Below are 21,574 nucleotides of genomic sequence, written 5' to 3'. Positions count from 1 at the left end.
TTCGCGAGCAGGCTCGCTCCCACAGTAATCGAGGCAGGCCTGCGATTTTGTGATCGACATCAATCCCAGTGGGAGCGAGCCTGCTCGCGAAGGGCGCGCCGCCGATGTTCAGTCGAACATGAAGAGGGCGTCGTTACTGAACTGCGCTTCAAACCGGCTCGCCGGCATTGGCCGTCCGAACAGATAGCCCTGAACCTCATCGCAGCCGTGCTCGCGCAGGAAGTCCAGTTGCTCATGGGTTTCCACGCCTTCGGCGATTACCGCCAGATTGAGGCTGTGGGCCATGGCGATGATTGCGCGAGCGATCTGCGCGTCCTGCTCGCCGGACGGCAGGCCGTCGACGAAGGTACGGTCGATCTTCAGCACGTCGATCGGAAATTGCTTGAGGTAGTTCAGCGACGAATAACCGGTGCCGAAGTCGTCGACCGCAATGCTCAGGCCCAGGTTTTTCAGCCCGGCCAGAATCTGCATTGCTTCGCTGACTTCGCGCATCAGGATACTTTCGGTCAGCTCCAGCTCCAGACACGCCGGTGGCAGCCCGGTTTCGCGCAGGATCGTGGCGATGCGCGTACCGAGCTGGCCATCGGAGAACTGCCGCGCCGAAATGTTCACCGACACCTTCGGCACGCGCACCCGATTCTGGTGCCAGGTCTTGAGCTGACGGCAGGCCTCGCTGATCACCCAGTCGCCAACGTCCACCACCAGACCCAGCTCTTCCAGCACCGGAATGAAATCCCCCGGCGGCACCAGTCCACGACGCGGATGACGCCAGCGTAGCAGTGCCTCGGCGCCAGTCAGGCGTTTGCCGTCGCCACTGAATTGCGGCTGGTAATACAGGACGAATTCGTTCTGCTCCAGCGCATGACGCAGGTCGCTTTCCAGCTCCAGACGTTCCAGCGCACTGGCGTTCATGTCGGCCTGATAGAACTGGAAGTTGTTCTTGCCGCGCTCCTTGGCGTGGTACATCGCGGTGTCGGCGTTCTTCATCAACTGGCTGAGTTCGTTGCCGTCCTGCGGGCTCAGGGCGATACCGATACTGGCGGTGACGAAGAACTCGCGACCTTCCAGCACAAATGGACGCACCAGGCTGGCGAGAATCTGCTCGGCCACATGAATCGCTCGGTTCAGCGCCATTTCGCGGCTGGAGCGGTGTTGCAGGAGCAAGGTGAACTCGTCACCGCCCATGCGCGCCACGGTGTCGTCATCGTCGACGCAGGCCAGCAACCGCGTGGCCATGTCTTTCAACATGCGGTCGCCAGCCGCGTGGCCGAGGGAGTCGTTGATCGGTTTGAAGCGGTCGAGGTCGAGGAACATCAGCACCACCCATGACTTCTGCCGTTCGGCCGATTGCAGCGCGGTGTGCAGACGATCCTGGAACAGCGTGCGGTTCGGCAGGTGGGTCAGGGCGTCGTAGTAAGCGAGACGATGGATGCGTTGTTCGCTGGCCTTGCGCTCGCTGATGTCGCTGAAGAAGCACACGTAACTGGCCAGATCGCCTTCATCGTCGAGTACCGCCGTGATGCCGACCCACGCCGGGTAATGCTCGCCGTTACGGCGCTTGAGCCAGACTTCGCCTTCCCAGGTGCTGTGCTGATGCAATTGCTTGAGCACGTAGCGCAGGTGCGCGTCCTGTTGCTCGTCGACGGTGAGCATGTTCGGCAACTGATCGAGCACCTCCGACACCGCGTAACCGCTGACCCGGCTGAAGGCTTCGTTGGCCTGCACGATGTAACCGGCCGGGTCGGTGATCAGGATCGCCGAGGTCGAGTGCTCGAATACGGTGGCGGCCATGCGCAAGTCTTTCTCGGCGCGGCGCTGCTGGCTGATGTCGCGACCGACGCCGAGCACGCCTTCGAACGCGCCGTGTTCGTCCCACACCAGCACCAGCCGCAGCTCGATCGGGATCTTGCGGCCGTCGGCGCGCAGGCAGTCGAACAGGAACATCTGCGTCTGTACCTGGCTTCGCAGTTGCGCGAGTTGCTCAGGCTTGTCGAGCGCTTTGCTCACCCGATCCATCAAGGTGTAGATGCCGGATAGCTGCTGCGGGTTGGCGATCGTCGATTGCCAGCCATTCTGGAAGATCCACTCGGCGTCGTAACCCAGCACCGCCTGCACCGACGGGCTGACGTAGTTCAACGACAGCTTGCTGTCGGTGGAGAAAATCACATCGCTGATGCTTTCGGCGAGCATGCGGTAGCGCTGCTCGCTGTCGCGCAGCGATTCGCTGGCCTCGATCTGCTCGGTGATGTCCTTGGCCACACCGATGATCCGCGTGACCTGATCATGTTTGTCACGGGCCAGCGCCTGCTCACGAATATCGAAGCGCCGCCACTTGCCGTCGCGATGACGGAAGCGCAATTGGCATTGCAACAGCTGGCTGTACCCGGCGTGCCGCTGCATCTGCCGCGAGCGGTGGTAATAGTCGGCATCCTCCGGGTGCAGGAGGATTTCCCAGAAGTACTCGCCCATCTGGTGCAGCTCGGAGCGGTTGTAACCGAGGGTCTGGCCGAGGTGGTGGTTGCTGAAAATCATCCGCTGGCTGATCACGTCCTGCACATACAGATGATCCGGCACGGTGCGCACCACGTCCGACCAGAAACCTTCGCGCTCCAGCAGCGACAGTTCGATCAGCTTGCGGCTGGTGATGTCGTTGATGCTGAGGATCACCGCTTTATAGTCGTGCTGTTCCTCGGGCAGGCGCAGGACCATCCACAGGTGCTGATCGCGGCCGTTGATGTCCGGCAGTCTGATTTCCAGCTCCAGCTGTTTTTGCTGCTGCAGAACCGCGTCGAGCACCTGGTGGCCGATGGCGCACTGGTTGTGCGGCTGACCGTCGATCAGCAACTGCCAGGCGTGCTCGCAGGAATTGACGTTGAGCAGTTGCAGCGCCACCTGATTGACCTCGGTGACGCGCAGTTCCTGCAGCAATTGCTGGCGCTGGACCGGTTGGTCGAGCCAGGCCTTGAGCTGGTCGCTGGTCTGAATCTGCGCCTTGTCGAACAACTGCTTGAGGCCGGACAGGTCGAGCACGCACAACGCAACGCCAGTGCCTTCGAAAATGTCCTGATAGCGCCGGCGACCTTCATGCAACTGGCGCTGGCGGCGACGCATGTTCAGCAGCGCGATCACCGGCAACATCGAGAACGCCAAACCCAGCAGGCATTTGCCGATGAACGCCGGCAGCAGTTCTTCGAGCACCCGCTGGCGATCGAACAGCCCGCGCAACTGCCAGTCGCTGCTGCTCAGCGGCACGGTCAGCACGGTGTTGGCCATGTCGTCCGGGCTCAGCACCCCGGGCCGGGCGGAGGATAGCGCTTCGTCGCGGCTGATGATTTGATGGTTGAGGCGGTTTTCCACCAGCCACAATGGGCGGATGCCGGTTTCGCCCAGCTTGGTCAGCGAGTCGAAGAAGGTCGGGGTCAGGCGCAATACCCAGTAGCCGCGCGTGCTGCCGCTGGCCTGATGCAATAACAGATGCACCACCGAGCCGTCGTCGGCGTTACTGAAGTAATGTGCCTGGGCGCGGCTGCGGCGCACCAGTTCAGCGAGGTAATCGGCGTCGTGGCTGTCGCTGGCGCTGTCGTTGAGGATTTTCCCGGAGGGGCTGAGCAGGGCCAGGCTGCGCAGTTCCGGCAGCGATTGCTGGAGCTTGCGCAGCAGCGCCTGCTGTTCGTCGGACGACTGCGGCTGTTCGACGATCGGTAGCAGGTTGAGGGCGATTTGCGCATTCAGCGACATGTTCAGGCTGACCTGCGAGGCGAGGTCGGCGGTGTAGTCGATGGTGTACTGGCGCTGGTTTTTCTGGGTCTCGCGCAATTGATCGAGCAGTTGCCAGAACAGCAAGGCCAGCAGCAAAAGTACCAGCGTCGCCAATGCACCCTTCAATGTTCCGCGCAGGGGCGAGCCGGTCCCCGGATTGGACGCGCTCACAGAAGCTGGCGGGGTAACGTTGGACAAGCTGAAATCCTGCGGTTTGGCTGGACTGGCGCGACGTGCACTATAAGCCGGACGCCCGAAGGGCGGCTAGCATGCCTTGAGTTGTGGCGAAGTGCCAGCCCCACTCGGCTGGACTGCCTTCCGTCATTAAGGTAGCTTTGCCGGTTACGCGGGAGCCCAGACACTGTTAAAACTACTGCGCTCGGAAATACTGCGTTGAAAACAGGCTCGGACTGCTCATTTACAACCCGTAAACTCCGCGTCCTCGCCTGTTTCCGCCTTGTCTTTCCTTCGCTCGTTACGTTTTAACAGCGTCTGGCCCAGCTCCTAGACTCAGACTTTTTCAGCGCGCACGCATTGTGATGACCATCAAGTGAACGACGCGCATCGGTCTGGCCGGGCATCGCCTGCGCTCCAATCATTCATCTGTCACTGACCCAAGGTTCTCCATGGCTCAATACGTCTTCACCATGCATCGGCTGGGCAAAGTTGTTCCGCCGAAGCGGGAAATCCTGAAAAACATTTCGCTGTCGTTCTTTCCCGGCGCCAAGATCGGCGTACTCGGCCTCAACGGTTCGGGTAAGTCCACGTTGCTGAAAATCATGGCCGGCGTCGACACCGAGTTCGAGGGCGAAGCCCGTCCGATGCCGGATCTGAACATCGGTTATCTGCCGCAAGAGCCACAACTTGATCCGACCAAGACCGTGCGTGAAGTGGTCGAGGAAGCGGTCAGCGTGATCAAGGATGCGCAAGCGCGTCTGGACGAGGTCTACGCCGCTTACGCCGATCCGGACGCCGACTTCGACAAGCTGGCAGCCGAACAGGCCAAGCTCGAAGCGATCCTGCAGGCCAGCGATGGTCATAACCTGGAGCGTCAACTGGAAGTCGCGGCCGATGCCCTGCGTCTGCCGGCCTGGGACGCCAAGGTCGAACACCTGTCTGGTGGTGAAAAACGTCGTGTGGCCCTGTGCCGTCTGCTGCTGTCCGCTCCGGACATGCTGCTGCTCGACGAACCGACCAACCACCTGGACGCTGACTCCGTGGCGTGGCTGGAGCACTTCCTGCACGACTTCCCGGGCACCGTGGTCGCGATCACGCACGACCGTTACTTCCTGGATAACGTTGCTGGCTGGATTCTCGAACTCGACCGCGGCGCGGGCATTCCTTACGAAGGCAACTACTCGGGTTGGCTCGAAGCCAAGTCCGATCGTCTGGCGGCCGAATCCAAGCAGCAGTCGGCTCACGAAAAAGCCATGAAGGAAGAACTGGAGTGGGTGCGCAAAGGCGCGAAAGCCCGTCAGTCGAAATCCAAGGCTCGTCTGCAACGCTTCGAAGAAATGCAGTCGCAGGAATTCCAGAAGCGTTCGGAAACCAACGAGATCTACATCCCGGCCGGTCCGCGTCTGGGCGACAAGGTCATCGAATTCAAGAACGTCACCAAGGGCTACGGCGATCGCGTGCTGATCGACAACCTGTCGTTCTCCATGCCGAAGGGCGCCATTGTCGGCGTGATCGGTGGTAACGGTGCCGGTAAGTCGACCCTGTTCCGCATGCTGATGGGCAAGGAAACTCCGGATTCCGGCACCATCGAAGTCGGCGAAACCGTGCAACTGGCCTGCGTTGACCAGAGCCGCGAAGACCTCGACGGCAGCAAGACCGTGTTCCAGCAGATCTCCGACGGTTCCGATCAGATCCGCATCGGCAACTACGAGATCCCATCGCGCACTTATGTCGGTCGCTTCAACTTCAAGGGCGGCGACCAGCAGAAGTTCGTCAAGGACCTGTCCGGTGGTGAGCGCGGTCGTCTGCACCTGGCGCTGACCCTGAAGGAGGGCGGCAACGTCCTGCTGCTCGACGAACCGTCCAACGACCTCGACGTTGAAACCCTGCGTTCGCTGGAAGAAGCCCTGCTGGACTTCCCGGGCGCCGCCATTGTGATCTCTCACGATCGCTGGTTCCTGGACCGCGTCGCGACCCACATCCTGGCGTACGAAGACGACTCGCAAGCGGTGTTCTTCGAAGGTAACTACACCGAGTACGAAGCCGACCGCAAAAAGCGCCTCGGCGAAGCGGCGGCCCAGCCACATCGGGTACGCCACAAGAAACTGGCCTGATTCGGGTTGGTTGCATGAAAAAGCGGAGCCTTCGGGCTCCGTTTTTTTTGAGTTTTTTTCAGTGATACCGAGTCGTGGCCATCGCGAGCAGGCTCACTCCTACAATTGAAATACGGTCCCCTGTAGGAGTGAGCCTGCTCGCGATAGCGGTGTAATTGTTGGTGCATTACTTCGATTTGACCTCCCCATTCAGGTGCAAAACCAGCTCAAAAAACCGCCTGATTTATATCCTGTGCACCATTTAATTTCATAACTGCGACATTTTGCGCTGTTCCTGTGCGCAAATCGTTTGCTACAGTCCGGCTCAATCGCTTCCAACGACAATAAATTTGCCGAGACTTTTCCCATGATCGAATCCGTCGAATCCTTCCTCGCCCGCCTGAAAAAACGCGACCCGGATCAACCCGAATTCCACCAGGCTGTCGAAGAAGTCCTGCGCAGTCTGTGGCCGTTTCTCGAAGCCAATCCGCGTTACCTGACCTCGGGCATTCTGGAGCGCATCTGCGAGCCGGAGCGCGCGGTGGTGTTTCGCGTGTCGTGGGTCGACGATCAGGGCAAGGTCCAGGTCAATCGCGGTTTCCGCATTCAGATGAACAGCGCGATTGGCCCGTACAAGGGCGGCTTGCGCTTCCATCCTTCGGTGAACATGGGCGTGCTGAAGTTTCTCGCCTTCGAACAGACTTTCAAGAACTCCCTGACCTCGTTGCCCATGGGCGGCGGCAAGGGCGGTTCGGACTTCGATCCGAAGGGCAAGAGCGACGCCGAAGTCATGCGTTTCTGCCAGGCGTTCATGAGCGAGCTGTACCGACATATCGGCGCGGACGTCGATGTGCCGGCCGGTGACATCGGTGTCGGTGCGCGGGAGATCGGCTTCCTGTTTGGCCAGTACAAACGCCTGAGCAACCAGTTCACCAGCGTGTTCACCGGTAAAGGCATGACCTATGGCGGCAGCCTGATTCGCCCGGAAGCCACCGGTTTCGGTTGCGTGTACTTCGCCGAGGAGATGCTCAAGCGCCGCGGGCAGACCGTCGAAGGCAAGCGCGTGGCGATCTCTGGTTCCGGCAACGTCGCGCAGTACGCGGCGCGCAAGGTCATGGACCTGGGCGGCAAGGTGATTTCGCTGTCCGACTCCGAAGGCACGTTGTACTGCGAATCGGGCCTGAGCGAAGAACAGTGGCAGGCGCTGCTGGAGCTGAAAAACGTCAAACGCGGACGCATCAGCGAACTGGCCACGGCGTTCGGTCTGGAGTTCCGCGCCGGTCAGTTGCCGTGGTCGCTGCCGTGCGACATTGCGCTGCCCTGTGCCACACAGAACGAACTCGACGCCGACGCGGCGCGTACGCTGCTGCGCAATGGCTGCGTGTGCGTCGCCGAAGGCGCGAACATGCCGACCACGCTGGCGGCTGTGGATATCTTCATCGAGGCCGGCATTCTGTTCGCCCCGGGCAAGGCGTCGAACGCCGGTGGGGTCGCGGTCAGTGGGTTGGAGATGTCGCAGAACGCCATGCGCCTGCTGTGGACGGCGGGTGAGGTGGACAGCAAGCTGCACGCGATCATGCAGTCGATCCACCATGCCTGCGTGCATTACGGCGAAGAGAACGGACGGATCAACTACGTCAAAGGCGCGAACATCGCCGGCTTCGTCAAAGTCGCCGATGCGATGCTCGCGCAGGGTGTGGTTTAAGCCGGTTCGATGCGAATCACTTCAATCACCTGATCGCCAGCGGGGCGCTGCCACAGCACTTCGTCATTGAGCCGGGCGCCGAGCAGCGCCCGGCCCAGCGGCGAAGCCCAGTTGATCAGGCCCTGGCTGGCGTCGGCCTGATCTTCGCCGACCAGTTGCACCCGACTTTCGGTGTTGTGTTCGTCGGCGTAGGTCACCCAGCTGCCGATCTGCACTTTATCGGTCGAGATCGCCGGGGCCGCGACCTGTGCGCTGGCGAGGCGTTGGTTGAAGTAGCGCAAATCTCTTTCGAGATCGGCTTGGCGCTGCTTGTCGGTCTGTTCGCCCTTGGCCGATTGTTCGGCGTGCAAGGCTTGCAGTTCGGCGACTTTAGCCTGCAACTGCACCAATCCTTGGGGGGTGACGTAATTGGGCTGCGCACTGACCTGCCGTTCGACGGGCTGATCGGCTTGCGCAGCGGCGTTATCTTCGTTGACGAAAGCGCGGCTCATGCTGTCCTCCTCTGCAAAGAGTTTGGGCCATGGTCGCCGGCATTTGGTTTCACTGGATGTCTGGAAGCGACCTATTGCGAGCGATAAGCCCGCCCGGCGTCCTGATCTTTCTGCTGCTGCCAGGCGCGCTCGCGTTCGTCCCAGTGCTCGTTGCGATACTCTTCGCGATCCTTGTTTTCCAGCATTGCCTGGCACTGGCGGAAGCCGTCGGTCCAGCCTTCGGCGTATTGCTTGTCCTTGAGATAGCGCGGCACGTTCTTGCGAAACTCGCCACTGATCGAACCGGCGGCTTGCCGGCCACTGACGCAGCCATCGTCAAAACCGTCGGCGAAGGCCGGTGGATAACCTTTGGCGATCAAGTCTTCGTGGGTGGTCTGGCAACCCCCGAGCAACAGCAAAACACCCAACAGCCCCGCACACCGCCCCATCGCACTCTCCCGCGCCGATTCTCGGCTGATAGGGAAAGTCTAGAAGCGGATACGTCGGGCGTTGGTGAAAGACATGTAAGTAATTCGTTGAATACCGGAGAACCCTGTGGGAGCGGGCTTGCTCGCGAAAGCGGTGGGTCAGTCGAGATTTGAATCGCCTGACACGACGCCTTCGCGAGCAAGCCCGCTCCCACAGGGGGTATTGATTAGGCTTCAGATCAGTAGTGGTACCACTTCACCTCAAGCATCACTTCGGTTTCCGGTGTCGCCACATGACTGAACTCACGCTGCGCACTCAGGCGCAAACCGAGGTTGCGCGACAATTCCCACTGCTGGTTCAGGCTCAGGCTGCGGCGTACTTCGCCGTTGGTGAAATAGTCGCCCTTGGCCTCGACGCTCATATTGCCCAACGGGTTTTTCCACAGCACGCCGGTGTTGAAGCCAGCGGCCGGCGTGACGAATCCGGCGAAGTCATTGTTGTGTTCGATGCGTACGGTGCCGAGGGCAAAGCCGAGCGTATCTTCGCCCAACTGCCAGGTGCCGCCACCACCACCGTTGACGTGGCTGACCAGGTTTTCGTCATCGTGTTTGCCCGGTACGCGCTCAAGGCCACCGGTGACTTGCCATGACAGTGGCTGCAGCAGTTCATTGCGCGGGGTGAGCGAGCGAATGGTCGCCAGGTCCAGTTGCTGGAACTGCCACTGGTTGCCTTCGTACTGGCGCAGCTTCATCTGCAGGATTTCGATTTGCGCGCCAAGGGGGAAGCTTTCGGCGTTGTCGTTGAGATCGTGATAGGCCATGCGCAAACCGTACTCACCGAATGCCCGATCACCGCGAGTGCCGATGCCAGCCTGCCAGGTGCGTGATTCGTGGCCGTCTTCGGGCAGGCCCGGTTGTGGAATCTGCAACTCCGGAGCCGGGTTCTTGTTGATCGCCCGCAGCAGTTCGAAGCTGCGCTGTGCACGTTGCGCATCACGTTCCTGCCCGTTGGCGCGGTAACGCTCCAGACGATAGGCGGCATCGATGATCAGCGCCTGACGATCCCGGGGCAGGGCCTTGAAGGTCGGCTCCTGCAACACCTGTTGATCGGCGCTGACCTTCAGCACCCATTGCTGTTCTTCCTTATTCAACGGCTCGGCGCGGCTGAGCAGTTCACGCTCGCGGGACGGGCGATATTCGATGCTTTCCACCAGCCCGGCTTCTTTCACCGCTTTGACCGTATCGGTAGGGATGGCGGTCAGCGGGAATTGCTCGGTCAGGCGCAGGCTCGGACGTGCCACTTGCAGCAGTTCGAGCAGGCGATAGGAGCAGTTTTCGTCGAAGAAGAAATAGTCGAACTGGATCTGCTTCAGCTCCCACACATGCTCGACCATGCGGGCGGTTTCTGTTTGCGTCAGGTTCAGCCGGTATTCCCACAGATCGCGGTTTTCCAGGCTGCGGTACTCGGAGAGTTTTTCCTGATACGGCACCAGCGCGAACAGCCCCGGGTAGCCACCCATCAAGCCCTTCCAGGCGTAGAGGATGCTATTGTCCGAGCCTTCGATGTAGGCGCCGAAGTTGATCGCGTAACTCAGCAGCGAAGTCTTGTCGCTTTGCACGTCAGCCTGGTCGATGCGCAGCAGGGTGTGGCCGAACATCGACGACGGGCTGTTGAGGTAGGCCGCCGGGAAGATCATCACCGCGCTGTGCGGCGAGACGTCCTTGAACCACTTCTTGAATTCGGCGCAATCGGGGGCGGGCAGATCGCTGAGGTTGAGCTGTGCTTTCAACCAGCGCGTACGCGCCGGGTAGACGCACTGCGCATGCTGTTCGCCGAGACTGGCCGGGGCGTACAGCGCCTGCACGGTGGCGGCCAGCTCATGGTCGGGGTGTTCGTTGCCATCGGGCGCAAGAAAGAATTTCCTGTCGCTGACATAGCTGCGCCAGCCGCCAAGCTTGGCGGTTTCGTAATGACCGAGGGAAATCCAGAAGCGGTCGTTGGCCAGTTGCTGCAAACGTTGAGGGTCGATGTGAGGCGCGGCGGACAGCGGGGCGCAGACACAGAGCGCCAGCCAGGCAAGGCGTTTGAGCATAAGTGGCAACTTAAGTCGAAAGAAAATAAAACCCGGATCGGGCTGCGATCACTCCCCTGTGGCGAGGGGATTCATCCCCGATGGGCTGCGAAGCGGCCCTCATACCTGCAAAACTCGGTGTATCAGATACACCGAATTGAATGGTTTCACGACTGCTCCGCAGCCGATCGGGGATAAATCCCCTCACCACAGGTTCAGCGTCACATTCGAGTGATTGCACTCAAAACAAAACCCGCTTCCCGAAAGAAGCGGGTGGGGTCGAGCTTAAGCCTGAGTTGCGTACTTGGCCAGACGTGGGTCCGACTTCAGCACGGCCAGGGTGTTGGTATGCACGTCTTCTGCGGTCACGTCAGCTTTGCTGAAGATCTGCTGGAAGTGCTCGTGAGTGACAGCAGCGAAGTGCGCACGGTCTTCCGGCGCCACGCCCAGTACCACGGCGTAGGTCGTCAGCGCTTCGCCGTTGCCCTTGGCCATGTCTTCGGACAGCTCGTTCATCATGCCATTCATGGCGAACCAGGATTTACCGCCGTAGGTCAGCGACGCGTTGGTCGAGCAACCGTTGGTGCCGGAAGTCATACCGAACGTAGCGTTACCGGAGGTGCCGTTAGTGGTGGATGCCAGGAAGTGTGCCGGGGTGCCACGCTGACCTTCGAACAGCATGTTGCCCCAACCGCAATCCGGGCCACCCGGGGCTTGCGCCATGGCGTTGATGGAAACAGCGGTGAAGAGAGTACCGAGAAGAATCCGTTTCATAGCTTTGTTCTCTTTGTGTGCATACCAATGGACAGGGTTCTGACACCTGACGGTGCCAGTGGGCCAGTATTCGTTCCAGCCGCGCAGTTTGGAGTTTAGGCACGTTCCAGGGGTTCCGTGAGTTTTTACAAAAGATTTGGCGATAACCCCGATTTGCCGGGGGGCGGGGCAGGGTCACCCGGTTGTCTATGCTTTGTCGTGTGGCGCGCCTTGCCAGTGGGGCACGGGCAGCGCCAGAATGCCGCTATCTGCCCCGCCTGATTGTTAAGGAAGCCCGATGCCTGATCCTGTTGCTGCCAGCCTGCGTATAGCGCCCGAAGCGCTGACTCGTCCGTTTTCCGCTGAACAGTTCAGCTTCACTACCACCAATGATCTGGAGCCCTTTCGCGGTGTGCTTGGCCAGGAACGTGCGGTCGAAGCCTTGCAGTTCGGTGTGGCGATGCCACGCCCCGGTTACAACGTCTTTGTCATGGGCGAACCCGGCACCGGCCGGTTTTCGTTCGTCAAACGCTACCTGAAGGCCGAGGGCAAACGTCTACAGACCCCGGCGGACTGGGTCTACGTCAACAATTTCGATGAGCCGCGCGAACCTCGCGCGCTGGAGTTGCCTTCCGGCACGGCGGCCTCGTTCATCGGTGACATCAACGGCCTGATCGATAACCTGCTGGCAACCTTTCCGGCGGTGTTCGAACACCCGTCCTACCAGCAAAAGAAAAGCGCCATCGACCGCGCCTTTAACCAGCGCTACGACAAGGCGCTGGACGTCATCGAGCGTCTGGCCCTTGAGAAAGACGTCGCCCTGTATCGTGACAGCAGCAACATTGCCTTCACCCCGATGCTCGAAGGCAAGGCGCTGGACGAGGCCGAGTTCTCGCAATTGCCGGAAGCCGAGCGTGAGCGTTTCCACGAGGACATCTCCGGCCTCGAAGAACGCCTGAACGAAGAACTCGCGAGCCTGCCGCAGTGGAAGCGCGAGTCGAACAATCAGTTGCGTCAGCTCAACGAAGAAACCATCACCCTGGCCTTGCAGCCGTTGCTCTCGCCGTTGTCCGAGAAGTACGCGGAGAACGCCGCGGTCTGCGGCTACCTGCAAGCGATGCAGGTGTATCTGCTGAAAACCGTGGTCGAGCAACTGGTCGACGACAGCAAGACCGACGCCGTGGCGCGCAAGCTGCTCGAAGAGCAATACGCGCCGAGCCTGGTGGTGGGCCATCCGGCCAGCGGCGGTGCGCCAGTGGTTTTCGAGCCGCACCCGACTTACGAAAACCTGTTCGGGCGCATCGAGTACACCACCGATCAAGGTGCGCTCTACACGACTTATCGCCAGTTGCGCCCGGGTGCACTGCACCGTGCCAACGGCGGCTTCCTGATTCTTGAAGCGGAAAAAATGCTCAGCGAGCCATTCGTGTGGGATGCGCTCAAGCGTGCCCTGCAATCGCGCAAGCTGAAGATGGAATCACCGCTGGGCGAGATGGGCCGTTTCGCCACCGTGACCCTCAACCCGCAGCACATTCCGTTGCAGGTCAAAGTGGTGATCATCGGTGCGCGGCAGTTGTACTACACGCTGCAGGATCTGGATCCGGACTTCCAGGAGATGTTCCGCGTACTGGTCGACTTCGACGAAGACATCCCGATGGTCGACGAAAGCCTGGAGCAGTTCGCCCAGTTGCTGAAAACCCGCACTTCGGAAGAAGGCATGGCGCCGCTGACGGCTGATGCGGTGGCGCGTCTGGCGACCTACAGCGCAAGGCTGGCCGAGCATCAGGGGCGTTTGTCGGCGCGGATCGGCGATCTGTTCCAACTGGTCAGCGAGGCGGACTTCATTCGTCATCTGGCCGGTGATGAAATGACCGATGCCGGGCATATCGAGCGCGCATTGAAAGCCAAGGCCACTCGCACCGGTCGGGTCTCGGCGCGGATTCTCGACGACATGCTCGCCGGGATCATCCTGATCGACACCGACGGCGCCGCGGTCGGCAAGTGCAACGGGCTGACTGTGCTGGAAGTCGGTGATTCGGCGTTCGGTGTACCGGCGCGGATTTCCGCCACGGTGTACCCGGGCGGCAGCGGTATCGTCGACATCGAGCGCGAGGTCAACCTTGGGCAACCGATCCACTCCAAGGGCGTGATGATCCTCACCGGGTATCTGGGCAGCCGTTACGCCCAGGAATTCCCGCTGGCGATTTCCGCGAGCATCGCGCTGGAGCAATCCTACGGTTACGTTGATGGCGACAGCGCATCGCTGGGCGAGGCCTGCACGCTGATTTCGGCGCTGTCGAAAACTCCGCTCAAGCAGTGTTTTGCGATCACCGGTTCGATCAACCAGTTCGGCGAAGTGCAGGCGGTCGGCGGGGTCAACGAGAAGATCGAAGGTTTCTTCCGCCTCTGCGAAGCACGCGGGTTGACCGGCGAGCAGGGCGCGATCATTCCGCAGGCCAACGTCGCCACGCTGATGCTCGACGAGAAGGTGCTGGCGGCGGTGCGCGCCGGGCAGTTCCACGTGTACGCGGTGCGTCAGGCCGATGAAGCGTTGAGCCTGTTGGTCGGCGAACCGGCCGGTGAGCCGGATGCTGACGGTCAGTTCCCCGAGGGCAGCGTCAATGCACGGGTAGTCGAGCGTCTGCGGGTGATTGCCGAGATGATCAGCGAAGACGATCTGAAAGAAGCCGAGAAGGAGTTGGCGCAGGAGGCGTTGGCAGAGGCCAAACCGGCGTAAGCCTCAACGCGGTCAAGCTGTAGGAGTGAGCCTGCTCGCGATAGCGGAGTGTCAGTCAACGAATGATTGCTCTGACACCGCTATCGCGAGCAGGCTCACTCCTACATTTGTTTTTTGGTGTAACTCAGCGAAAAGCGCCACTACTCTGGCGTCAGAATTCACACAATGACCATTCGGCGCCTTCTGGTTCTATCCAGCTTCCACGGCGGACTTTTCTTCTATTCTCTGCTCAAGGACATCGACAGTATCACTGGATCGAAACAGCCTTCGCGTGAAGGCTGAATACAGGTTTTACCGAGGGTCGCCGCCATGTCGCGCAACCTCTGCCTCACCCGTCAATGCCTGGGTCTTGTGACCCGCATCGAATGCGCCATCAAACCGCTAGCCGGCGATAACGGCATGTGGACCTTGCTCTTCGCTGCCGGCATGGCCGGCGAACAACCCTCCGCCATCAAGGCCCAGGGCCCGTTTCACGGGCCGGTCGCCGCCGAGTCGATTCTCGACACCATTGTTGAAAGCCTGACGATGCACGGTTACGAGCTGGCCGACGATCCGCAGATCTGGAGCCTGCACCTGCAGGCACAGTTGCGCCAGATCAATGGCGGGCGTGGGCGTACGGTCGGCGTGTTCGACCACTAGGCGCAATCATGGCGCGGTGTCGGACTGCTGCGCCTTGTCGAGTTTGACCTCAAAGCCGTATTGCACGGTATTGAGCTCGGTCCGCTGATAGGTCTCCACGTGCGTTGGACGACCATAGAAGTAATGCACGCCGAACAGCGCCGGGCCATCCGCACTCGCGTCATGACTGACCGAGAGAATCTGTTTCAGGTAGTTGCCGCTGTCGTCCTTGACGAAGAATCGCCAGGCGTTGGCCGGAAACAGTTTCAGGTCCACCACCAACGTGTTGTTCTTGATCTCCAGGCCTTTGGGCAGGGATTTGGCGTCGTAGGCTTTTTTCTCCACGCTGGCGAGAAACAGCGGCATAGACCCCACGGCAATCGCCGGGGTTTCCGGGAACAGGTTCAAATCGTAAGTAATGGTCGCTTGCAGCGGATCGACCTGATACGCCTCGGGCGGCAGTTCGATGGGCTCGTCGAGTTTGCCGCTGCGTTTCTCGGTGAAGAACGTCACGGGACTCTCGCCGGGGCTGAAATCATCACCGAGCAATTCATCGTTGAAGGTTCGCCGGTGAGAGAACTCGATGCGTGCAGCGCTCGGATCCTCCACGGACTGATGGATGCGGATGCCGGCCTTCAAGGATTCCTCGGTGAGGCTTGCGCCCTTGAGCCAGTTCGGCGCCAGATCGTCATAGACGACCACCGCCGGGTCCAGCGGTTGGATGGCTTTTTCGGTGGTGTGCTGGCTGAAAGTGCGCACTGGCAGATCCAGTGTTTTGCGGGTCACGGTTGCCGATGAGAAATCCAGCACGCTGACTTCGAGGGTGTCGATGGGGCCGTTGAAGTAGACCTTGTTGTAGCGGCGCGGATGCTGCTGCTCGAAGGTCTGCTGTTCGTCCTCGAGCTGTTTTTCCAACGCCTCGCTCCAGGTTTTCTGCTGTTGCAGATACGCCAGTTGTTTCTCGTAGAAGGCGACTTGTGCCGGGCTCTCATTGATTGAGCCGGCGCGCACCAGGTATTGCCCGCTGGTGTCACGGGCCTGAACGATGACTGGATTGAGCTGCGCACCCTCGACCTCAGGGGCCAATGGCAGGCTGTTGCTGAATTCGACTTCGGCGTAGTTCTTTTCAAGCTTCAGCAGGGTGACGCTGAGGTTGTCATCGGTGCGGGTCTGGCCGACGTCCTTCTGGCTCAGGTTGAAGCTGAACAGGCGGCGCGGCGCGATGACTTCGACTTTGCCTTGCAGGCTCACCGGTTGTGGCTGGCTCTTCTTGTCCACGTCCAGCCCTTCGATGAACGGGTAGGTCACGGTCAGGTCATCGGGGTTGTTGACGTTGGAGCTGGACGGGCTCAACTGAATGCCGGGATCGGTTTCCGACCACTCCGGCTGATAGGCGATCACGCGCTTGTTGCTCAGGGTCACCGACTGCCATTCCACGCCGTGCGGGAATAGAAAGCCGCCGGGAATGTTCAGGTTGAACGGGAATACCGGTTGCAGGTCGGTAAGGTAATCGGAGCTGGCGTCCTTGTGCAGCACGAACAGGCCGTTGATAAAGGTATCGACCAGCGCCTGCGGCGAAGGGTAGTGCTTGAGGATGCCGAGGGTGTCTTCGCCGTAGACGGTTTTCAGCGGGGCGCTGTCGAGCTTGAGCTGCGCGCGTTCGAGCAGCAGCAGCGAACCACCGAGTTCGGTCACGGCGTCCTTGAGTTTCGGGTCGGTAATGGCGTCCAGTGAGTGTTCGAAGGTTGCCGTCTTCGCGTCGAGGCTGACCGAGGGCTTTTTCTCATCGCCGGGTGAGCAGCCACCCAGCAGCAGAACGAGGCAAACTCCGGCAGTCGTCAACGGTAATCGCACATGCATTTCCAGTCGTCCTGTCCACTTTCGCTAGGCGGTCAATGGTTTGGACAGTAGCAGAAAAAAATTCACACACACACGCAGGTTGCGGTGATGGGAGGTGCGAGCCGGGCGGTTTCTGGCGGTCACGGGCGGCTGGTATACTCGCCGCCGATTTCAATCCTTATTGTGTGAGAGTCAATGGAACGCTTTATCGAAAATGCAATGTACGCCACGCGCTGGCTGCTGGCGCCGATCTATATCGGGCTGTCCCTCGGGCTGCTGGCGCTGGCATTGAAATTCTTCCAGGAAGTGTTTCATGTCATTCCCAACGTGTTTTCCATGGCCGAATCGGATCTGATTCTGGTGCTGCTGTCGCTGATTGACATGGCGCTGGTGGGCGGCTTGTTGGTGATGGTGATGATTTCCGGCTACGAGAACTTCGTGTCCGAGCTGAACATCGACGAAGGCAAAGAGAAGCTCAGCTGGCTGGGCACCATGGACTCCTCGTCGCTGAAGATGAAAGTGGCGGCGTCGATCGTGGCGATTTCCTCGATCCACCTGCTGCGGATCTTCATGGATGCCAAGAACGTCGATCCCGAGCACCTGATGTGGTACGTGATCATCCACATGACCTTCGTGATTTCGGCGTTTGCCATGGGCTATCTGGACAAGCTCACCAAGCACTGATCATTGTTTGATCGCTGCAAAAACACCGCCCGTCTGTTGCGAAACAGACGGGCGGTGTCGTTTGTGGCTTGTGCTTTGGTGCGCGCGGGCATATCCCTGTAAAGGTCCTGGCTCGCCACCGCACGAGGTGCGTTCATGAACCTGCAAGAGTTGAATGCGTTTGCCATCGCCAGAAAGGTCGATGAGCTGAACCTGATCTCCATGGAGGGCGGGATTTATCTGCTCGAAGCGCGGATGCACGGGGCGGCGTATCCGCTGAGTGATCTCAAGGGCGAGATGCTGCAGCTGCGTTCGGTGGAGCATGCACGGGATCTTTTGCATAACTTTCCGGTGCTGCCGTTCAACCTTGTGCACACCTCGGTGCACGACGAAATGTGCGGCCTGGGCGGCAGCGTCGATGAAAGCCTGAAAGTGCCACTGGCCTGGCGTTCGGCCCTATAGGCCTTGCGCCCCATCGCCGGGCATCTGTGCTAGTCTGCTCGCCCTTTTGGTTCCGGGCGCGCCGGGACGCGCTGTGCACGCACGGCAAGTCTGATGGCCGTCCGCACAGCGGAGCAGTGTCATGTCCGAAGTAAATCTGTCCACCGACGAAACCCGCGTCAGCTACGGTATTGGCCGTCAGCTGGGTGACCAGCTGCGCGACAACCCGCCACCGGGTGTCAGCCTGGACGCCATCCTGGCCGGTCTGACCGACGCATTCGCCGGCAAGCCAAGCCGTGTCGATCAGGAAGCCATGTCCGCCAGCTTCAAGGTTATCCGCGAGATCATGCAAGCCGAAGCCGCCGCCAAAGCTGAAGCGGCTGCCGGTGAAGGCCGTGCTTTCCTGGCTGAAAACGCCAAGAAAGAAGGCATCACTACTCTGGCTTCCGGTCTGCAATTCGAAGTGCTGACCCAGGGCGAAGGCGCCAAGCCATCCCGTGAAGACACCGTGCGTACTCACTACCACGGCATGCTGATCGACGGCACTGTGTTCGACAGCTCCTACGATCGTGGCCAGCCAGCAGAATTCCCGGTTGGCGGCGTGATTGCTGGCTGGACCGAAGCTCTGCAACTGATGAATGCCGGCAGCAAATGGCGCTTGTACGTGCCGAGCGAACTGGCTTACGGCGCTCAAGGCGTCGGCAGCATCCCGCCGCACAGCGTTCTGGTATTCGACGTCGAGCTGCTGGACGTTCTGTAATGCCTGGCCTGTCCCGGTGACAGGTCAATAATGTGGGAGCGGGCTTGCTCGCGAAGGCGTCCTTTCAGGCAATCATTCGTTGCCTGACACAGCGCTTTCGCCAGCAGGCTGGCTCCCACAGTTTTTTCCGCGCTACTCATATTTCGATCTTGTGATGCAGCTCATTGGTCGGGCGCAAGGCCCGGGCATAGCAGAACAGGAACAGATTGCGCACCAGCTCCTTGAGCACCAGCGGTTCGCTGGAATTCAGGCTGCTGACGTCCAGATCACCCTGATCCTGCAGCTCATGCAGGGCTTCTTCTTCCAGTACCGCACAGACTTCGCCGGTTTCCCGATGCAGGATCCTGAGGTACGGGTGTGGGCGGTCCAGCCAGGCATCGATCAAATAAGTCATGGGTCTCATCTCCTTGAAAGGTTTCAATGAGAATAATTCTTATTCGTCAAATAGCAAGTGCCTATTGGCGGAATGCGATTTTTTCCGGGTAAAGATTGCGTAAGGTCAAAACGGCTGGCGTCTGGCTATTACGCGAGAATGCGGGGGCTGGCGGGGAGGGTGACGCACCATCCCGCGGCGGGCACGGGATGGCTGACAGAAGGATCAGACCTTTCTGACGAACTCGGACTTGAGCTTCATCGGGCCGATGCCATCGATCTTGCAGTCGATGTCGTGGTCGCCGTCGCACAGGCGGATGTTCTTGACCTTGGTGCCGACCTTGACCACCAGCGAGGTGCCCTTGACCTTCAGGTCCTTGATCACGGTGATGGTGTCGCCGTCCTGCAGCACGTTGCCGACCGAATCTTTCTTCACGGCATCATCGGATGCCACTTCGGCTTCGCCGTTGGCCGACCACTCGTGGGCGCACTCAGGGCAGATCAGTTGGGCACCGTCTTCGTAGGTGTATTCGGAATTGCATTTCGGGCAGGGTGGCAACGTGCTCACTAAGGCTCCTTGATAGGGGATCGCTAAAAGTCGCACATTGTATAGGGTTTTACGCGCAGGAGGGCATAGCGCAGAAACAACTGTGGGAGCGGGCTTGCTCGCGAATGCGGTGTGTCATTGAACATTAATGTTGAATGACAGGTTGCTTTCGCGAGCAAGCCCGCTCCCACAGAAGGCAGATCAGTGCGTGCGGGCGACCGCAAATTCGCTCAGTTCCACCAGTGCATCGCGGTATTCGCTGGCCGGCAGCGCGTCGAGGCACTTGATCGCGCGGGCCACGTAGTCGCGGGCCAGTTGCGCGGTGTACTCCAGCGAACCCGAGGCTTCCACGGCGATGCGGATGCTTTCGAGGTCTTCGATCCCGCCTTTCTGGATCGCCTGGCGCACCAGCGCAGCTTGCTCCGGCGTACCTTCGCGCATGGTGTAGATCAGCGGCAGGGTCGGCTTGCCTTCGGCCAGATCGTCACCGACGTTCTTGCCCAGAGTCTCGGCATCGCCCTTGTAGTCCAGCAGGTCGTCGACCAGCTGGAACGCCACGCCGAGGTGATCACCGAAGGTGCGCAGGGCTTCGCTCTGCTCGGCGGTGGCACCGGCCAGTGCGGCGGCGCTGTGGGTCGAGGCTTCGAAAAGCATCGCGGTCTTGCCGCGGATGACTTCCATGTAGGTTTCTTCGGTGGTGCTGGCGTCGCGTACCTTGGACAGTTGCAACACTTCGCCTTCGGCGATGATGCGCGTGGCCTGGGACAGGATCTTCATCACCGGCATCGAGCCCAGCTCGACCATCATTTCGAACGAGCGCGAGTACAGGAAGTCGCCGACCAGCACGCTCGGGGCGTTGCCCCACATGGCGTTGGCGGTCGAGCGGCCACGGCGCATGCCGGACATGTCGACCACGTCGTCATGCAGCAGGGTCGCGGTGTGCAGGAATTCGATGGTGGCGGCCAGCAGGCGCATGTCGTCGCCTTCGCGACCCAGGGCCTTGCCGCACAGCAGCACCAATAAAGGACGCAGGCGTTTGCCGCCGGCCGAGGTGATGTAATCGCCGATTTTCGATACCAGCGGCACTCGGGAAGTCAGCTGCTTCTTGATGATGCCGTCGACGGCGTTAAAATCGTCCGCCACCGCGCGGTAGAAAGCTTGGGGTTGCATCAGCGACAGTTGCTCCAGAAGGGTTGCGCGGCATGCTAGGACCCACACCGGGGCCTGTCAAGGCGCGATGGACGGCCACTTGCGTGACTCTCGCGGCTTGCGTACAATCGCGCACCCTGAACTTCCTGGGCAGCACCTGCCTTACGCAATTGCACTTGGGCCGTTCCAGCCCCATGCAGCCATGCCAGCCAATACCTCTTCTTATAAAGAGCTGGGTGAGCAGGATTATCGGAGAAATACCATGTACGCAGTAATCGTTACCGGCGGTAAGCAATACAAGGTCGCTGAAGGTGAATACCTGAAGATCGAAAAACTGGAAGTCGCTACTGGCGAATCCGTGACTTTTGACCGCGTTCTGCTGGTCGCCAATGGCGACGACGTGAACATCGGCGCACCTGTTGTTGCTGGCGCAACCGTCAAGGCTGAAGTGATCTCCCAAGGTCGTCACGATAAAGTCCGCATCATCAAGTTCCGTCGCCGTAAGCACCACATGAAGCGTATGGGCCACCGCCAGTGGTTCACCGAGATCAAAATCACCGGTATTCAGGCTTAATTACAGCCTAATTCCTCACTAGGAGAATTGAACTCATGGCACACAAAAAAGCTGGTGGTAGTACCCGTAACGGTCGCGACTCAGAAGCCAAACGCCTTGGCGTGAAGATGTATGGCGGCCAGGTCATCAAGGCCGGCAACATCATCGTGCGTCAGCGCGGCACCCAATTCCACGCTGGCTACGGCGTTGGCATGGGTAAGGATCACACCCTCTTCGCGAAAATCGAAGGCGTGATCAAGTTTGAAGTAAAAGGCGCCTTCGGTCGTCGTTACGTGAGCGTTGTCGCGGCTTAATCGCGAGATCGCTGGAAGAGCCCTGTCTTGCGACGGGGCTTTTTCGTTTGTGGGGTGAGTCTCTTGCAAAACTGTTTGTATGGGCTGTCGGCGTGCGATGCAGGTCGTGTTTTGGGGTCGCTGC

The 21,574-nt window shown here is 60.1% G+C and carries 18 protein-coding genes; 9 read left to right on the top strand and 9 right to left on the bottom strand.

From position 1 onward, the window contains the following. Positions 1 to 108 precede the first annotated feature (108 nt). Positions 109 to 3,957, bottom strand: a complete 3,849-nt coding sequence (gene morA / locus QRN61_RS26320; protein ID WP_285376203.1) for a cyclic di-GMP receptor MorA — start codon at positions 3,955 to 3,957, stop codon at positions 109 to 111. Between the two features lie 428 nt (positions 3,958 to 4,385). Here morA and ettA point away from each other — a divergent pair, with 428 nt between their 5' ends. Together ettA and gdhA are read left to right on the top strand one after the other, a co-directional pair. Continuing rightward, on the top strand, positions 4,386 to 6,050 hold the full coding sequence (ettA, locus tag QRN61_RS26315; RefSeq protein WP_003228391.1) for an energy-dependent translational throttle protein EttA: 1,665 nt from the start codon (positions 4,386 to 4,388) through the stop codon (positions 6,048 to 6,050). Between the two features lie 346 nt (positions 6,051 to 6,396). Beyond that, positions 6,397 to 7,734, top strand: coding sequence for an NADP-specific glutamate dehydrogenase (gene gdhA / locus QRN61_RS26310; RefSeq protein ID WP_285376201.1), 1,338 nt, complete (start codon positions 6,397 to 6,399; stop codon positions 7,732 to 7,734). On the opposite strand, the gene QRN61_RS26305 is transcribed toward gdhA, so the two are convergent. The 4 genes from QRN61_RS26305 to QRN61_RS26290 form a co-directional block, all read right to left on the bottom strand. Then, positions 7,731 to 8,225: a GreA/GreB family elongation factor gene (locus tag QRN61_RS26305; RefSeq protein ID WP_097089266.1), complete on the bottom strand. Its 495-nt coding sequence runs from the start codon at positions 8,223 to 8,225 to the stop codon at positions 7,731 to 7,733. The genes gdhA and QRN61_RS26305 overlap by 4 nt on opposite strands. Before the next feature lie 71 nt (positions 8,226 to 8,296). Further along, positions 8,297 to 8,653 (bottom strand): hypothetical protein, encoded by a 357-nt coding sequence (locus QRN61_RS26300; protein WP_097089264.1) that lies wholly within the window; start codon positions 8,651 to 8,653, stop codon positions 8,297 to 8,299. A gap of 218 nt (positions 8,654 to 8,871) precedes the next feature. Then, positions 8,872 to 10,725 (bottom strand): Lnb N-terminal periplasmic domain-containing protein, encoded by a 1,854-nt coding sequence (locus QRN61_RS26295; RefSeq protein WP_285376197.1) that lies wholly within the window; start codon positions 10,723 to 10,725, stop codon positions 8,872 to 8,874. A gap of 264 nt (positions 10,726 to 10,989) precedes the next feature. After that, entirely contained in the window at positions 10,990 to 11,478 is a 489-nt protein-coding gene (locus QRN61_RS26290; protein ID WP_007909797.1) for a DUF3015 domain-containing protein, read from the bottom strand. A 277-nt stretch (positions 11,479 to 11,755) separates the two neighbouring features. Here QRN61_RS26290 and QRN61_RS26285 point away from each other — a divergent pair, with 277 nt between their 5' ends. Both QRN61_RS26285 and QRN61_RS26280 read left to right on the top strand, forming a co-directional pair. Next, positions 11,756 to 14,194, top strand: coding sequence for a Lon protease family protein (locus tag QRN61_RS26285; RefSeq protein WP_285376194.1), 2,439 nt, complete (start codon positions 11,756 to 11,758; stop codon positions 14,192 to 14,194). A 309-nt stretch (positions 14,195 to 14,503) separates the two neighbouring features. Next, positions 14,504 to 14,833, top strand: a complete 330-nt coding sequence (locus QRN61_RS26280; protein ID WP_007963794.1) for a PA4575 family protein — start codon at positions 14,504 to 14,506, stop codon at positions 14,831 to 14,833. A 6-nt stretch (positions 14,834 to 14,839) separates the two neighbouring features. Here QRN61_RS26280 and QRN61_RS26275 read toward each other — a convergent pair whose 3' ends face one another. Next, positions 14,840 to 16,672, bottom strand: coding sequence for a hypothetical protein (locus tag QRN61_RS26275; protein ID WP_285376192.1), 1,833 nt, complete (start codon positions 16,670 to 16,672; stop codon positions 14,840 to 14,842). Positions 16,673 to 16,846: 174 nt separating this feature from the next. Here QRN61_RS26275 and QRN61_RS26270 point away from each other — a divergent pair, with 174 nt between their 5' ends. From QRN61_RS26270 to bamJ, 3 genes are all read left to right on the top strand, one after another. Further along, positions 16,847 to 17,335 carry a TIGR00645 family protein gene (locus QRN61_RS26270; RefSeq protein ID WP_007963798.1) on the top strand — a complete coding sequence of 163 codons (489 nt, stop codon included), beginning with the start codon at positions 16,847 to 16,849 and terminating at the stop codon, positions 17,333 to 17,335. A gap of 135 nt (positions 17,336 to 17,470) precedes the next feature. After that, the gene (locus QRN61_RS26265) at positions 17,471 to 17,776 is read left to right on the top strand and encodes a DUF6482 family protein (protein ID WP_027612827.1); all 306 of its coding nucleotides are present in this window, start codon (positions 17,471 to 17,473) and stop codon (positions 17,774 to 17,776) included. A gap of 121 nt (positions 17,777 to 17,897) precedes the next feature. After that, the gene (bamJ, locus tag QRN61_RS26260) at positions 17,898 to 18,515 is read left to right on the top strand and encodes a BamJ family beta-barrel-assembly machinery protein (protein WP_003228367.1); all 618 of its coding nucleotides are present in this window, start codon (positions 17,898 to 17,900) and stop codon (positions 18,513 to 18,515) included. A 136-nt stretch (positions 18,516 to 18,651) separates the two neighbouring features. Here bamJ and QRN61_RS26255 read toward each other — a convergent pair whose 3' ends face one another. The 3 genes from QRN61_RS26255 to QRN61_RS26245 form a co-directional block, all read right to left on the bottom strand. Then, positions 18,652 to 18,909, bottom strand: coding sequence for a PA4570 family protein (locus tag QRN61_RS26255; protein WP_003228365.1), 258 nt, complete (start codon positions 18,907 to 18,909; stop codon positions 18,652 to 18,654). Positions 18,910 to 19,113: 204 nt separating this feature from the next. Next, positions 19,114 to 19,455: a zinc ribbon domain-containing protein YjdM gene (locus QRN61_RS26250; RefSeq protein WP_003228364.1), complete on the bottom strand. Its 342-nt coding sequence runs from the start codon at positions 19,453 to 19,455 to the stop codon at positions 19,114 to 19,116. Positions 19,456 to 19,635: 180 nt separating this feature from the next. Next, entirely contained in the window at positions 19,636 to 20,604 is a 969-nt protein-coding gene (locus QRN61_RS26245) for a polyprenyl synthetase family protein (protein WP_003228362.1), read from the bottom strand. A gap of 241 nt (positions 20,605 to 20,845) precedes the next feature. Between QRN61_RS26245 and rplU the strand changes: the two genes are divergently transcribed. Together rplU and rpmA are read left to right on the top strand one after the other, a co-directional pair. Beyond that, positions 20,846 to 21,157, top strand: a complete 312-nt coding sequence (rplU, locus tag QRN61_RS26240; RefSeq protein ID WP_003228361.1) for a 50S ribosomal protein L21 — start codon at positions 20,846 to 20,848, stop codon at positions 21,155 to 21,157. Between the two features lie 35 nt (positions 21,158 to 21,192). Then, positions 21,193 to 21,450, top strand: coding sequence for a 50S ribosomal protein L27 (gene rpmA / locus QRN61_RS26235; protein WP_003228360.1), 258 nt, complete (start codon positions 21,193 to 21,195; stop codon positions 21,448 to 21,450). Positions 21,451 to 21,574: the final 124 nt, after the last annotated feature.

It is taken from the genome of Pseudomonas sp. lyk4-TYG-107, from assembly GCF_030209055.1.
Classification (GTDB): Bacteria; Pseudomonadota; Gammaproteobacteria; order Pseudomonadales; family Pseudomonadaceae; genus Aquipseudomonas; species Aquipseudomonas putida_A.
Note: the sequence above shows the minus strand (reverse complement) of the source record. Positions and strands in the feature narration are given on the sequence as shown.

What these genes read in the sequence shown, in the direction of transcription:
- ettA (WP_003228391.1), top strand. Translation starts at nt 4,386, where the DNA reads ATGGCTCAATACGTCTTCACCATGCATCGGCTGGGCAAAGTTGTTCCG.
- gdhA (WP_285376201.1), top strand. Translation starts at nt 6,397, where the DNA reads ATGATCGAATCCGTCGAATCCTTCCTCGCCCGCCTGAAAAAACGCGAC.
- QRN61_RS26305 (WP_097089266.1), bottom strand. Translation starts at nt 8,225, where the DNA reads ATGAGCCGCGCTTTCGTCAACGAAGATAACGCCGCTGCGCAAGCCGAT.
- QRN61_RS26300 (WP_097089264.1), bottom strand. Translation starts at nt 8,653, where the DNA reads ATGGGGCGGTGTGCGGGGCTGTTGGGTGTTTTGCTGTTGCTCGGGGGT.
- QRN61_RS26295 (WP_285376197.1), bottom strand. Translation starts at nt 10,725, where the DNA reads ATGCTCAAACGCCTTGCCTGGCTGGCGCTCTGTGTCTGCGCCCCGCTG.
- QRN61_RS26290 (WP_007909797.1), bottom strand. Translation starts at nt 11,478, where the DNA reads ATGAAACGGATTCTTCTCGGTACTCTCTTCACCGCTGTTTCCATCAAC.
- QRN61_RS26285 (WP_285376194.1), top strand. Translation starts at nt 11,756, where the DNA reads ATGCCTGATCCTGTTGCTGCCAGCCTGCGTATAGCGCCCGAAGCGCTG.
- QRN61_RS26280 (WP_007963794.1), top strand. Translation starts at nt 14,504, where the DNA reads ATGTCGCGCAACCTCTGCCTCACCCGTCAATGCCTGGGTCTTGTGACC.
- QRN61_RS26275 (WP_285376192.1), bottom strand. Translation starts at nt 16,672, where the DNA reads ATGCATGTGCGATTACCGTTGACGACTGCCGGAGTTTGCCTCGTTCTG.
- QRN61_RS26270 (WP_007963798.1), top strand. Translation starts at nt 16,847, where the DNA reads ATGGAACGCTTTATCGAAAATGCAATGTACGCCACGCGCTGGCTGCTG.
- QRN61_RS26265 (WP_027612827.1), top strand. Translation starts at nt 17,471, where the DNA reads ATGAACCTGCAAGAGTTGAATGCGTTTGCCATCGCCAGAAAGGTCGAT.
- bamJ (WP_003228367.1), top strand. Translation starts at nt 17,898, where the DNA reads ATGTCCGAAGTAAATCTGTCCACCGACGAAACCCGCGTCAGCTACGGT.
- QRN61_RS26255 (WP_003228365.1), bottom strand. Translation starts at nt 18,909, where the DNA reads ATGACTTATTTGATCGATGCCTGGCTGGACCGCCCACACCCGTACCTC.
- QRN61_RS26245 (WP_003228362.1), bottom strand. Translation starts at nt 20,604, where the DNA reads ATGCAACCCCAAGCTTTCTACCGCGCGGTGGCGGACGATTTTAACGCC.
- rplU (WP_003228361.1), top strand. Translation starts at nt 20,846, where the DNA reads ATGTACGCAGTAATCGTTACCGGCGGTAAGCAATACAAGGTCGCTGAA.
- rpmA (WP_003228360.1), top strand. Translation starts at nt 21,193, where the DNA reads ATGGCACACAAAAAAGCTGGTGGTAGTACCCGTAACGGTCGCGACTCA.